14 protein-coding genes are annotated in these 13,392 nt (G+C 56.1%); 13 read left to right on the forward strand and 1 reads right to left on the reverse strand.

Annotated elements, in window-relative coordinates; all coding sequences use genetic code 11:
- Window positions 1-31 precede the first annotated feature (31 nt).
- Genes TREBR_RS06620 through TREBR_RS06640 form a run of 5 tightly spaced genes read left to right on the forward strand, consistent with a single transcriptional unit; the run spans window position 32 to window position 5,152 of the window.
- On the forward strand, window positions 32-958 hold the full coding sequence (locus TREBR_RS06620; protein ID WP_013758424.1) for a ribonuclease Z: 927 nt from the start codon (window positions 32-34) through the stop codon (window positions 956-958).
- A gap of 53 nt (window positions 959-1,011) precedes the next feature.
- A complete protein-coding gene (locus TREBR_RS06625) occupies window positions 1,012-1,767 on the forward strand; it encodes an ABC transporter ATP-binding protein (protein ID WP_013758425.1) in 756 nt (251 codons plus the stop codon).
- A complete protein-coding gene (locus TREBR_RS06630; protein WP_013758426.1) occupies window positions 1,760-2,518 on the forward strand; it encodes an ABC transporter permease in 759 nt (252 codons plus the stop codon). The genes TREBR_RS06625 and TREBR_RS06630 overlap by 8 nt, the downstream gene beginning before the upstream one ends.
- Window positions 2,515-4,158, forward strand: a complete 1,644-nt coding sequence (locus TREBR_RS06635; protein ID WP_013758427.1) for a GldG family protein — start codon at window positions 2,515-2,517, stop codon at window positions 4,156-4,158. Before TREBR_RS06630 ends, TREBR_RS06635 begins: the two co-directional genes overlap by 4 nt.
- Window positions 4,151-5,152, forward strand: a complete 1,002-nt coding sequence (locus TREBR_RS06640; protein ID WP_013758428.1) for a DUF4340 domain-containing protein — start codon at window positions 4,151-4,153, stop codon at window positions 5,150-5,152. The genes TREBR_RS06635 and TREBR_RS06640 overlap by 8 nt, the downstream gene beginning before the upstream one ends.
- Here TREBR_RS06640 and TREBR_RS14405 read toward each other — a convergent pair.
- Window positions 5,139-5,789: a CPBP family glutamic-type intramembrane protease gene (locus TREBR_RS14405; protein ID WP_013758429.1), complete on the reverse strand. Its 651-nt coding sequence runs from the start codon at window positions 5,787-5,789 to the stop codon at window positions 5,139-5,141. The genes TREBR_RS06640 and TREBR_RS14405 overlap by 14 nt on opposite strands.
- A 34-nt stretch (window positions 5,790-5,823) precedes the next feature.
- Between TREBR_RS14405 and TREBR_RS06650 the strand changes: the two genes are divergently transcribed.
- From TREBR_RS06650 to TREBR_RS06685, 8 genes are read left to right on the forward strand one after another with little or no spacing between them, the layout of a single operon-like run.
- The gene (locus TREBR_RS06650) at window positions 5,824-6,933 is read left to right on the forward strand and encodes a flagellar brake protein (protein WP_013758430.1); all 1,110 of its coding nucleotides are present in this window, start codon (window positions 5,824-5,826) and stop codon (window positions 6,931-6,933) included.
- Between the two features lie 34 nt (window positions 6,934-6,967).
- On the forward strand, window positions 6,968-8,167 hold the full coding sequence (locus TREBR_RS06655; RefSeq protein WP_013758431.1) for a hypothetical protein: 1,200 nt from the start codon (window positions 6,968-6,970) through the stop codon (window positions 8,165-8,167).
- On the forward strand, window positions 8,161-9,492 hold the full coding sequence (locus TREBR_RS13620; RefSeq protein WP_013758432.1) for a ComEC/Rec2 family competence protein: 1,332 nt from the start codon (window positions 8,161-8,163) through the stop codon (window positions 9,490-9,492). Before TREBR_RS06655 ends, TREBR_RS13620 begins: the two co-directional genes overlap by 7 nt.
- A complete protein-coding gene (gene rsmA, locus TREBR_RS06665; protein WP_013758433.1) occupies window positions 9,492-10,376 on the forward strand; it encodes a 16S rRNA (adenine(1518)-N(6)/adenine(1519)-N(6))-dimethyltransferase RsmA in 885 nt (294 codons plus the stop codon). The genes TREBR_RS13620 and rsmA overlap by 1 nt, the downstream gene beginning before the upstream one ends.
- 4 nt (window positions 10,377-10,380) lie before the next feature.
- Window positions 10,381-11,082 carry a YggS family pyridoxal phosphate-dependent enzyme gene (locus TREBR_RS06670; protein ID WP_013758434.1) on the forward strand — a complete coding sequence of 234 codons (702 nt, stop codon included), beginning with the start codon at window positions 10,381-10,383 and terminating at the stop codon, window positions 11,080-11,082.
- Entirely contained in the window at window positions 11,079-11,618 is a 540-nt protein-coding gene (locus tag TREBR_RS13625; RefSeq protein WP_013758435.1) for a hypothetical protein, read from the forward strand. Before TREBR_RS06670 ends, TREBR_RS13625 begins: the two co-directional genes overlap by 4 nt.
- Window positions 11,618-12,574 (forward strand): RluA family pseudouridine synthase, encoded by a 957-nt coding sequence (locus TREBR_RS06680; RefSeq protein WP_013758436.1) that lies wholly within the window; start codon window positions 11,618-11,620, stop codon window positions 12,572-12,574. Before TREBR_RS13625 ends, TREBR_RS06680 begins: the two co-directional genes overlap by 1 nt.
- Window positions 12,556-13,353 (forward strand): pseudouridine synthase, encoded by a 798-nt coding sequence (locus TREBR_RS06685; RefSeq protein ID WP_013758437.1) that lies wholly within the window; start codon window positions 12,556-12,558, stop codon window positions 13,351-13,353. The genes TREBR_RS06680 and TREBR_RS06685 overlap by 19 nt, the downstream gene beginning before the upstream one ends.
- The last annotated feature ends 39 nt before the right edge of the window (window positions 13,354-13,392 follow it).

Below are 13,392 nucleotides of genomic sequence, written 5' to 3' on the forward strand. Positions count from 1 at the left end.
GGCAAATCCCGTTTTAGTGTACAGTAACGGAATGAATTTGGAAGCATTTGTTTTGGGATGTGGCGGAATGATGCCGCTGCCGTACCGCCATTTGACATCGGTATTGCTCAGACGCGACGGCGATTTATTTTTATTCGACGGCGGTGAAGGAACGCAGGTTTCGCTGCGCAGATTGAATCTCAAATGGAAAAAAATCAACGCAATTTTCGTCAGCCACACGCACGCGGATCACGTTACCGGTATTCCCGGCTTGATGATGCTTTCCGCTCAGGTTGACCGCGATGAACCGCTGTATATTTACGGACCGCCCAAAATAGCCGAATACGTGGAATCGAACCGTAAAGTGCTCGACATGTACATCAATTATCCGGTCGTCGTAAAAGAAATCACCGCGCCGTGCATCGTCCATGAAGGAGACGGCTTCTATATCAGGGCGTTTCCGCTGCAGCACACCAAAACCTGCGTCGGCTACACGCTTGAAGAACTCGATCGGCCCGGCGAATTCAATCCCGAAGCGGCGCGTGCGCTGAACGTTCCCTGCGGCCCGCTGTGGTCGAAGCTTCAAACGGGAGAAAACGTCGTAGCTTCGGACGGACGGACGGTGCGCCCCGACCAAGTGCTCGGCGCAAAACGTCCGGGCCGGAAATTCAGTTACGTAACCGATTCCCTGTATCTGCCGTCGATAGCGAAAGAAGTGCGGGGTTCCGATCTGCTGATATGCGAAGGCATGTTCGCGGACGACGTACAGGATCAGGCGCGCGAAAAAAAACACATGACGGCCCGGCAGGCGGCGACGATTGCGCGCGACGCGGGCGTCAAAAAAATGGGACTGATCCATTACAGTCCGCGCTACACGGATTACGAGCTTTCCGTGTTACTTGAAGAAGCCAAAAGTGTTTTTCCGGAGACGGTGCTTACCAAAGACCGAATGACGTTCGATATTCCGTACGCGGACTGAGCTGCGCGGGATGGACGTTCCGGTACGCACGAAAAACGGAAGGTAATCAGAAAGTGATAAAACTCGATTCGTTTACTAAAAAATACGGAAGCAGCACCGGTGCGCAAGACGTTACGTTTACCGTGGAACCCGGTTCAGTTACGGGACTGCTGGGACCGAACGGCGCCGGTAAAACGACTGTTTTAAAAGCGATCTGCGCGATTCACTATCCGACGTCGGGACACGTCGGCGTAAACGGCTTCGATGCCGCCGCCGATCCGGTACGCGTCAAAGAATGCGTCGGTTACGTGAGCGAACAGCCGGCGCTCGTCGCCGCTTTTACCGTCGGAGAATTCTTAACGTACGCGGCCAATGTCCGCCTTGCACCGGCGGCCGGCCGGAACGCCGTAAAACGTGCGGTAGACCGGGTCTGCGCCGACTGTGCGATTGAAGACGTGTTTTTCCGGAAAATTTCAGCACTCTCGAAAGGCTATCGGCAGCGCCTGTCGTTCGCGCAAGCGCTGCTGCACGATCCGCCGGTGCTTATCCTCGACGAACCCGTATCGGGACTTGATCCGGCGCAAATCAGGCAGATGCGGAATCTGATACGCAGCCTTGCGAAGAATCGCACCGTACTGCTTTCGACGCACCTGATGCAGGAAGTGGAAGCGCTGTGCGCGGTAATCCATATCATGAACGCCGGCCGCGTCGCCGCGAGCGGTACTGCGGAGCAGATATGCGCGCAAACTGGTGCGGCATCGCTTGAAGACGCGTTTCTGTCGCTGACGGCCGGAACGCGGCCCGTTTCGGAAGGAGCTGCCGATGAATGACCGCTCGCGGCGCTTCGCCGTGTACGCCGCGCGCAGCGGCGCCGTATTCAAAAAGGAATTATTTTCATACTCGCTGCAGCCCGCCGCGTACCTCGCTGCTGCAGTCATGACCGCCGCGTGCGCCGTCCGTTTTTTCATAAGCGGGCAGTTTTTTACGATGGGGATCGGAACCGGCGACTTGCAACTTTTTTTTACGGCGATACCGTACGTTTCGATTCTGACGGTACCGGTGTTTACGGCGGGGCAATGGGAAGCGGACGCCGCCATTTTTGAAGCCAGTCTGCCGGTATCGGATTTGCAGTTGGCGTGCGCAAAATGGGCGGCGGCGCTGTGCGCGTGTCTGGTCGCGTTGCTGCCCGGTGCCGCGGTACCGGCGTCCGTTTCGGTGTTTACGGAAACGGACGCCGCGCGGCTCGTTACGGGGTATGCGGGAATCACCTGTTTTACCGCCGCCGCCTGCGCTGCGGGTGTGTTTTTTTCCGCTTCCGTTTTATCCAAAACGGCGGCTTTTCTGTGCACGGCGCTCGCACTCGCCCTGTCGAACGCGGCTCATCTGCTGCCGCTGTCCGTACCGCTTCCGCACTGGCTTACGGAAGCGTGCAATTACGTTTCTTTCGCGTGGCATTTCGACGCGTTCGGGAAAGGAATCGTTGACACCCGCGACCTTGCGTTCTACGCGGTCGTTTCGACAGGCTTCCTGTTCGCGGCGGCGGCAGTCCGTTCCGCCCGAAAAAGAGGACGCGCATCATGAAGACGACCGCTTCGGGAAGAAAAAAACTATACGTTTTGTGCGCGGCGTGCGCGGTACTGCTGCTGCTCGTGTCGGGACGGTATTACCGCAGAATCGATTTGACGAAGGAAAAACGCTTTTCTATTTCGCCGATAAGCAAAACGGTTCTCAACGGACTGACCGAACCGCTGCGCGTAACGTATTACGCGTCGGCGGAACTGAAAAACGTCTATCCGCACGTCCGCGACGTGAGCGATTACCTGTACGCGTACGCGGCGGAAAACGAACTGATAACCGTATCGGTCGCCGATCCGGCGAGCCGGCAGCTCGAAAGCACGCTTGCGGCGCTCGGTATTCCCGGCCGGCAGATTTCTTCGGCACGGAAAAACAAAACCGAACTGCTGACCGTCTATTCGGCGATCGTCCTCGAATATCGGGAAAAAACGGCCGTCATTCCGTTTATCCTTTCCGCAGACACGCTGGAATACGAACTGACCGGCCGCGTCATGCCGCTGACGCAAAACGGATCGCGCGAAGTCTATCTGATGGCAGGGAACGGATTGTCGGTCGAAACCGATTATTCGTACACGGTTCCCTGGCTCGAATCGGCGGGATTTTCCTGTACGGTTCTGGAACCGGCTGAATTCGAGCAGATTCTGAGCGACCTCGTTTCCGGAACCGGCGTCCGCACGCCGCTGCTGCTGTTCGGTTCCGCGGAGCTGAACGCTTCGGAAGCCGCCGCCGTCGAAGCGTTCGCACTCGCCGGCGGAAACGTGTTTTGCGCCGTTTCGCCCAATACGGCGGACATTTACGGCGGCTGGGAAGTGTCGCCGGTATCGTCCGATGTTCTGATTCCGGTACTCGAATCGTGGGGATTCGGATTTTCCGACGCGCTGGCGGCCGACCGGTCGTGTTTCCGCATGACGCTTTTGAGCAATACCGAACCGCCGGTCTACGAATACCGCGATTATCCGCTGTGGATCGTTCCCGAACCGCAGTACGCGCAGGATTCTCCGCTCGCCCGGACGGCGGGAGCCTTGACGTTCTTTTGGGCAAGTCCGCTGGAACTCACGGATAGCGCGCTGCAGCCCGTTTTTCGCACGACGCCGCAAGCGTACCTTTCCGTGCCCGATCCGACCGAAACGCCTGCGTTCATAACCAGTCCGTTTCTGACGGACAACGTTCCTGCAGGCGGAACCGGACAATACGTGCTCGCTGCCGCGTACGAAGGTGCCGTTTCCGGATATTATACGGCCGCGTCCGATACGGCGAGTCCGGACCGAGTTTCCGGGCCGACAGGGCAATCCGGACGAACCGGACGAAATTCCGCGCGGATTATCGTCGTGCCTGACCAGTACTTTACCGCAACGCCGATGCTCGACTATACCGGCGCGTCCGGCAATCTCGATTTTCTGGTTAACGCGGCGCTGTATCTGTCGGGTGACGACGGACTGCTTTCGCTGCGCGGCAAAGCCGCCCGTGAAGGGGCGGTGTACAAAACGGATGCAGCCGGTCTCGCCGCCGCGCGCACGCCAGTGCTCGCGCTCACCGCGCTCGGTATTCCGCTCGCCTGTGCCGCCGCGGGCGCGGCGTTCGCCGTGTTCAGAACTGCCGCAAACCGGAAGCGCGCGTCGAAATCAAGAGGAGGCCGCCGTGACTGAAAAAAAGGCCGTCCGAATACTCGGCGGCGTCTGCTGCGCTCTGGCACTGCTGTACGCCGCGTCGTTTTTTGCCGGTACCGGAACCAAAAGCCGCCCGCGCGCCGTGCGGAGTGCGCTGCTGAACCCCAAATACGCGGATACGGTTGCCGGCGTCACGATAAGCCGCGCCGGACAAACGGCTGCCGTTTCAAAGCGGGAAGGCGATGTCTGGATCGGAACGGCGGACGGCATCGCGTTCCCCGTCGAATCAAAAACGGTTGCGGAACTGCTCGAAACGGTTAAAAAAATTCGGAATATGTATATAATTTCAGACGATTACACGGATAAAACGGGCCGATCCGATCCGTTTCAGCTCGCGGAACACAGCGCGTACCGGCTTGATTTTACGCTTGCGGACGGATCCGTCCGTCCGAGTCTGTATTTCGGCGCGAACGATTATACCGGCAGAAGGATTTACTGCCGCACTTCGCAGTCGGACACCGTATACGAAACGGAAGACGACCTGTTTCCCCGGCTCAAAACCGACGCAAAAAGCTGGGCGGACATGCGGCTGATTCCGCAGTCGCTGACCGGTGCGCTCGAACCGTCCGCCGTTCAGCGGATAAGGATTACCGGCGGAGCTTCGGCACGGACGCTGACGCCAAAAGACGCCTCGTTTCAGGATACCGCGCGGCGTATCCTTTCCGCCCGAGCCGGCGCAATCATACCTGACCCGGATTCACGCGCCGGATTGGCGAACACCCGCGCTGCTGCACCGGCAAACGTTTCCGCTGAAGCGGCGCGCATAACGGTCGACGCGGGAGACGGAACCGTCGTTACACTGGCTTTCTTTCCGGCGCGGGAATCCGCCGAAACGGACACGTATTACGTCGTTCCGCATATCGAACCGGGACCGGCCCGGAACGGCGCGGCTTTTGCGGAAACGATCGGCAGCTGCTCGTACGCCCTTGAAATCAGCAGCTGGACGTTTGAAAATCTCATCAGCCCGCTCTGATTCCGAGCAAAAGCAATGCGTACTGCACCGTGTTGTACGCGATGTGGGCGGCCGTACCAGCTGCTACGGAACCGGTTTTAATCGTACACACCCGCAACAGCACGCCCGCGCACGCGGCGTTCAATACTGCCGCCGCGCCCAAATACCGATGCCCCAGCGCGAACACGACGACGACCGCCGCTTCAACCGGCAGCCGCCGCTTCGAAAACAGAAAGCGCAGCGCTTCGGGCAGAAAAAGCCGGTACAGCGTTTCTTCATAAAATGCGGATACGGCGATCCCGGCGGCCAGCCGGAGTATGAAAAACATGCCGGAATTTTCCGCCGCCAAAACGGTCTGCACCGGCAGAACACCGTGCGAAGCCGCCTGCACCGCGTTCCAGATAACCGAATTGACGCACAGCGCCGCGAACAGCATGAATCCGGCGCGCACCGGCGTCCCTTTCCAAACGCATGGGCGCGGTTCGGCGTACCGGAATCCCCTGACGCATAAAAAAATCGCGGCGACCGCGGAAGCGGCAACGGACGGCCAGGCGTGCGCACCTACGGCGCTCTCCGCGCCGCCGGGCTGAACGAACAGCGGCGGAAGTGCAAGAAATGCAAAAATGATAAATACTTCCAAAACATGATGAATTTTCATATAATATGTGATAGTATATATATTAGAGGGAATCTTGTACATATTACTTTTTGCCGCCGTTTTAGGTATAGCCGCTGTACTCAGACTGCTGATCGTCAAAAAAGATACCGTTTCATTTTTCATAACCGGACTCGATTCGGGATTTACGGTTCCTGAGATACTGATGCTGAGAAAACTCGCTAAATTCTGCAATCTGGAAGAGCCGCAGGCGCTGTATCTGTCGGTACCGGCACTGAACCGCAGTATCGCGCAGCTGCTTGCCGTATCAAAAGCGAACGGCACCGAATTTTCAAAAAAAACACAGGATTTCCTTTCCAAATTGTACGCGTACCGAACCAAAGTCGAACTCGACCCGTCGGCCAAAAAGGGATTGCAGTCGACGAAATATCTTGACGAAAACCAGAAAATCCGCGTGGTTCTCAAAAATTCCGGCGTATTCGCCTCATATATCATCAGAAACGCACGTGAATTGATCGTCAAAATGCCGTCGAAAAAGGGCATCATAACCATGTTCGGTTCGGAATGGGTGGGCAAACAGATCAGCGTATATCTGTGGCGGCGCAACGACGCGCATTACGTTTTCGATACGACCGTTTTGAACGCGGGACAATTCGCAAGTCAGCCGGTATTGTATCTGGCCCATTCGGATTCACTGACCCGCGCCCAAAAACGCCGGGAAGTTCGCGTTCCGAGCCGAGTGTACGCCGATATGTATCTTGCAGCCAAAAATTTCAAAGACGATACCGTTTTGGAAGAAAAAGAAGGATACCGCTGTTTGCTCGAAGATATTTCCGTCGGCGGCGCGCTGATACGGATAGGCGGAAAATGTCCGGTACAGACCAGAATGAAAATTCAGTTTCCGATTGGGGAAAATTACATCGTCATGGTAGGCATAATCAGGGCAGTCGAATATAATAAGGAACTGAACCAGTCGAGGCTGCATTTCGAATGTCTGAAAATAACGCCTGAAATGCGCAACAGCGTTTTTTCATACGTGTACAACGTGCTGCCTCCGGAAGAAAAAGAGGTTTTCGATGCGTTGGCGCAGACGGATGAAGACAAGGAAACGGACGGTGAGGAACAAGCCGAACGGGATCCGGATGAGGAACGCTCGCCCTTGCAGTCCGAACCGGATACGGAGTAGAATCGGAATACTTCAATTACACAGAGGAGTTGGTATGAAACGGAACAGCGTAAAACGGATTGCCTTGTGCGCGGCATTTTTTGTTCACGCCGCCGCTTTTACTGCCGGCGATTCCGGCAGTGATCCGGTGATAGATTTTATAACCGGATCGGTCGCGGATAAAACGGCCGTACTGCGGGAACTCGTCGTTACTCCCGATACGCCGGCCGACGTGCGGCGTCTTCCGCAGGCGGCGCTGGAGTTCGTGCGGACGTACGTGCCCGTAACCGGAAACGGGCACGGTATGACCGAGCTTGCAGCGGCCGCCGTGCCGTTTTACGGAACCGTTACCGTGCAAAGCGACGCCGACTTGCTATGGCAGATATTTCAATTATCCGACGACGATACGCTGAGAAGTTCCATTCTGCGCCTTTTTTCCGCGTCGGCCGGCGCGAACCGGTCGTTGTTCGTTCCGTACATTCCGAACCTGCACACGCTGCTCGCCGAATATGTCGCTTCGGAAAAATATTCGTCCGCCGTTTGTTTGGATATCGTCGGAATGCTCGGCAGCGTCGCCGACGCACAGTCGTTTGATCCGCTGTTCCGTCTCATTACGGCGGATTACGATTCCGCGCTGACTGCGCAGGCGGTTTCGGCAATACAGCATATCATACCCGAATCCCGGACGGCTATCGTTAAAACGCTCCGTTCGGACAGCGTTTCCGCAGGTGAAAAATTGCAGCTGTTTACGCTGCTGCAAAAAAACAGTGAAAATTCCGATTTTTTCAAAGCCGAAATAGCCGAAAACGTTCTTGCCGTAACGATAATAAACGGTGAGGATATTTCCTCCGTTACGCCGGATATCGCGGCGCTCCAGCTTGCCGCAATGCGTGAAATAGCACGTACCGGCTGGCCGAAAGCATCCGCAACCGTCGCCGCGTATTTCGCCGCCGCCGGCAAGGAACTGCAGGCGGGGCTTATTCGCGAAAGCGACTTTATCGAAATCATCGTGTGCCTTGAAAAAATGGCCACGACGCAGGCCGTGTCGGTATTGACGGAGTATTTGGGAAGCCTCAACAAAGAGGTCGCCGCCGGCGGCGTCTGCCGCGAGCCGGTAGTTCTTGCGGTTATTACCGCGTTGGGGACGCTCGGTGACAAAACTTCATTTGACAACTTACTGTACGTTACGTATCTGCCGTATACCGATACGGTTATCGCCGCCGCCCGCAACGCGCTTGCGGACTTGAAGTGGTAAACAGCGTAAAAAACGTATTTTCAAAATATGCATTCTGTGCGGCGGCGGGTGTCTACGCCGCGCTTTTCTGCTGCGGAGTAATCACCGTTTCCGTTCCGCGAACGCTGCGGTCTTTGATACCGCGAGAGGCCGTTACGGAACTGCGCGCGCGTATCGCATCCGATCCGGTAAAGACGGCTGACGGACGCTCGTACCGCTGCATTGTGGACGTTTCGGAAACCGGCGGCGCGGTGAAGGGCTGCCGAAACGCCGTCTTTTCATCGGCAAACGGCCGCGCGCTCGTATACATTCCCACAGCCGTAATCGAAGCGCAGTATCCGGGTAAATTGTATTCGCAACTGCACGCGCTGCGCGGCACGGATTCGCTCCCGAACCGTACTATGGGATTAGCCGAATCCGGTGCGGAATTTCTTTTCAGCGTAACACCGGCGAACGGCCGGCGCTCCGACGGGCTGCCCGCTTATACGGTGCACCAGGCGCGGTATATCGGTTTTGAAACTTCGTTACGGGGAAAAATCCGAAAACTGCGCGCCGTGCTGAGGCTCAGCTTGAAACGGCTGCTGTACGGCTGGGGCGACGCGGGCGGACTGCTGCTCGCGCTGCTGACGGGTTCTGCCGAATATACCGGCGAAGGCGTACGCGCTTCGTTTCAAAAAGCCGGTGCGGCTCATATTCTGGCTTTATCGGGAATGCATCTTTCGCTCTTTTCGGGAATGGCGGATACGGTTATCCGACTAATCGGCGGCAAAAAAGCCGCGTCGTACGGTGCGTATGCGGCGGCGGTGTTGTTCGTCTGGTTCGCCGGCGCCTCTCCGTCGTTGCTGCGCGCGCTCATCAGCGCGACTCTTTGCGCAGTGTGCCGTTCGTGCGGATTGAAACCCCGACTGCCGGACGTGCTCGCCGCGTCGTTTTTCATACAGCTGTGCGCCGCCCCCGAAAGTATATACAACGTGTCGTTCGCACTTTCATACGCGGCGCTTGCGGGAATGGCAACGATCGGCAGACTCGTGCAGCCGCTCGTTTGCCGCTGTCCGTTCATACCGAAAAAAACGGCGGTAAACCTGAGTACGTCGTTCGGTGCGCAACTGGGAGCGGCGCCGGTTACCGTGGTCGTGTTTAAATGTTTCGCACCGGGCGGCGGCGTTGCGTCCATGCTCGTTACACCGCTCGTTTCCGTATTTTTAACGGTCGGTCTCGCCGCCGCCGCCGTATCGTTCGTGTGTCCGCAATTACGTGCCCCGCTTGGCGGAATAATCAATCTGTTGTATACTTGTATAATACGGGCGGTGTGCTTATGTGCGAAAATTCCGCCATTGGAGTTTTAATGTCTGATTTATCCGAATTTCTGCCGCCGCCCGATTACGATTCGCCTGCCGCGTTAAAAAAATTTCTCGATGAAAACGGCATGGCCATGCAGAAAAAATTCGGACAGAATTTTCTGATAAACGGAAACGCCCGCGTCCGGCTGATAGACACGCTCGATATCGGCGCCGGTTCAACCGTATGGGAAGTCGGACCGGGACTCGGCGCCATGACGAAAGAAATACTTTCACGGGGTGCGAAGCTGACCGTATTTGAAATAGACAGGGGATTCGCTTCGTTCATCGGAAAATTTTTCGAGCCGTACGCGCGCAGCGGCGCGTTCATCCTGCGGGAAGGCGACGTGCTCAAAACGTGGAAACAGGCGGCCGAGCAGGGAATCCCCGACCGGTTTTTCGGCAACCTGCCGTACAATATCGCGGCGGCGATCGTCGGCGATTTGATTTCCGCCGGGATAAGATTCGATAAAGCGGTCGTGACCGTACAAAAAGAAGTGGCGGAGAGGATGTGCGCGGCGGCGGGCGACGGGAATTATTCGTCGTTTTCGGTATTATGCAACTGGGCTTACGACGTGCAGCCGGTTATGGATCTTGCCGGCGGCAATTTCTGGCCGCGGCCGAACGTCGATTCGCGCGCCGTCCTTATGACGAAAAAAGCGGCGTTTCCGTGCTGTGAAAATCCCGGACATTTTATGCAGCTGCAACGTTCGCTATTCGTATCACGCCGGAAAACGGTCAAAAACAATTTGACGGCGTTTTACCGCAACGCAGAAAAAGCGGCGGACGTACTGAGCGCCGCCGGTATCGATCCGCAGCAGCGTGCCGAAAGACTGACCGTAGAACAGCTGCTGCAGCTGTCCGATATCAGCAATCAACATATTACGGAATAGGATAATGAGTACCATTTCATCAAATTTAAAGCAAATTACGGATTCGATTTTTGAAGCGGAGCAGGCGGCCGGCAGAATTCGCGGCTCCGTGCGGCTCGTCGCGGTAAGTAAATTTCATCCGGCGCAGGCCGTACTCGAAGCGATCGCTTCGGGACAGACGCTGTTCGGCGAAAACCGCGTGCAGGAAGCCGCGGCAAAATTTGAAACGGTGCGAGCGGCGTATCCGGCGGCGGAACTGCATATTATCGGTTCGCTTCAGCGCAATAAGGTGAAGTCCGCCGTGCAGTGCGCTTCGTGCATTCAATCGGTGGACAGACAGGAATTACTGGAAGAAATTCAAAAACAGGCGGAAAAACTCGGCAAAAAAATCCGCGTATTGTTTGAATTCCACACGGGAGAAGATTCAAAATCGGGATTTACCGACGCGGACAGCGTGTTTCGGGCTATCGAATTCGCCGAAAGCGCTTCGTGTCTCGTTCCCGCAGGATTTATGACGATGGCGCCGTTTACGCAGGACAGCCGCCTCGTTTCCGAATCGTTCCGGAAGCTGTCCGGACTCAGAACCGCCGCGCAAGCCAGATTTCCGGAACTGGAACTGACGGAACTGTCTATGGGAATGTCCGCCGATTATCGGATAGCCATTGCCGAAGGGGCGACTATGGTCAGAATCGGTACGGCGATATTCGGGGAACGGCAAAGCGTATGAAAATACCGTTTCTGCGGTGCACGGCGCTGATACTCGCTTTTTCGTATACGACCGGAATCCTCTGCGCGGCGGAACCGACCGTTACGATAGAACCGTATACGAAAGATGAATTTCCCGTATGGGCGAAAGACCTGCGGCGAACTGAAATCGTAACGCTCGGCTCGCTGCCGTTCGTAACGCTCGGCGTTACGATGGGATATTCGTTTTACCGGTATTTTTCACACGGTATGGATACCGCGTATTTTCCGAATCCGATGGCGAAATCTTCGTCTGCCGCAAATCTGAACACCGACGAGCAGATCGGTATTATCGCTACTTCGGCTGCAATTTCACTGCTGATCGGCTTGACCGATTTAACCGTGCAGCTCATACGGCGTAAAAACGAACCCGGCAAAACGGACATCGTTTCCGGTTCGGTGGAAATAACGCCGATTCCCGCCGCCGTACCGGAAATCGCACCGGAAATCGTACCTGAAACTGCATCGACCGTACCGGGTGCCGATTCGGGTGCCCGTGCAAACGAGGAAAACGAATAATGCCTACTTTTTCCGTAACCGTACCGGCTGCAAGCGCCGCCGAACGGCTCGACAAATATTTGATTTCTTGTGAATCAGTTCAGCAGCAATGCGCGGGATTGAACCGATCGAAACTGAAAGCCATTGCGACCGGTATAACGGTAAACGGCAGGGATGCGAAACTGTCAACTAAAATACGACCCGGAGACAGTATCGTCGTCGATTGGGCTGACAACATTCCCGACCATATCGATCCGGAAGATATTCCGCTCGACATCATATATGAAGACGGCAACGTCGCCGTCGTGAATAAAAAGCAGGGGATGGTCACGCATCCGGCTTTGGGAAACTGGTCGGGAACGTTGGTAAACGCGCTGCTGTTTCATTGGAATCGGGAATCGGTGGCACAGACGGCCCGAAGACCGGGTATCGTCCATCGGCTTGACAAAGATACGTCGGGTCTGATTATCACCGGAAAAAACCGCGAATCGGAAGAATGGCTTCAGGCGCAATTTCGGGACAGACGCGTTAAAAAAGAATATATCGCTATCGTCGCGGGCCGTCCGCCGCACGCAAGCGGCACTATCAAAACGCAGATCATCCGCGATCCGCGGAACAGGAAACGATTCAAGGCGGAAACCGGTACCGAAAACGGAAAATTCGCGCATACGCAGTACCGCTGCATCGCCTGTTACGGGTCTTTTTCGCTCATGCGGCTGCAGCTCAAAACGGGCCGAACGCATCAGATCCGCGTGCACATGAAATATCTGGGTTGTCCGATCTTGGGCGATCCGCTGTACGGAAATAAAACGCAGCTGTTTCCGGACGCAACGCTGATGCTCCATTCGCGGCTGCTCTCCATACGGCTGCCCGGACAGGCGGCTTTTTCCGAATTCAAGGCGCCTGTTCCACGGCGGTTCAAAAAAGTTCTCAAAACGCTTCACGGAAAATACCTGAAATGTACGATTACCCGATAATATACGCAGATCAGGATTTTATCGTTATCGATAAACCGGCGGGCGTTCCGTCCGCACCGCTGCGCCCGGACGACACCGAAAACGCCCTGCAGCAAGCGATCGAACGCTTTCCGGATATGGCAGGCGTAACCGGCCGAAAGCCCGTGGAACACGGACTGGTACACCGCATCGATACGGCGACGCGCGGATTGCTACTCATCGCGCGCACTCAGAACGCCTACGACGCTTTTCAGCGAATACAGGCGGAAAACCGCTTCTTCAAAGAATACGAAGCAACCTGCCGCCAGCTGACCGTTTGCGAAGAAACACGTTCCGGTTTTCCGCCGCTGCCGGAAAACGTCGCACGCAGCATCGCGCGGCTGCGTCTCGGCGCAGAGGCGGTTTCTTTTTCGGTGCAGAGCGCGTTCCGGTTCTACGGAGAAGGGCGGACGAGCGTCCGCCCCGTTACCGAACTCGCCTCCAAATTCGCCCGAAAAAAAAGCGGAGATTCAATATATACTACGGAAATCGTATTAAGTTGTATATCAAAAGATACGGTTCTGGCAAAATGCAGAATCTCCAAAGGGTTCCGGCATCAGGTACGCTGCCATCTGGCATGGTGCGGCGTGCCGGTAGCAGACGATTCGCTGTACGCTCCGGCTTTACCCGAAACCGGTGCGGAACGGTTACTGCAGTTTTACGCGACCGCTCTGGAATTTCCGCATCCATCGAGCGGCGTTCCGCTCCGCATAGAACTCAAGCAGCCCCCAAGTGGATATACCGAAATCGGCGGCAATTGAATATATTCATTTTTATCGCTATCCGTATACTGGTCAGCA

The sequence above is a fragment of the Treponema brennaborense DSM 12168 genome, assembly GCF_000212415.1.
Lineage (GTDB): Bacteria > Spirochaetota > Spirochaetia > Treponematales > Treponemataceae > Treponema_F > Treponema_F brennaborense.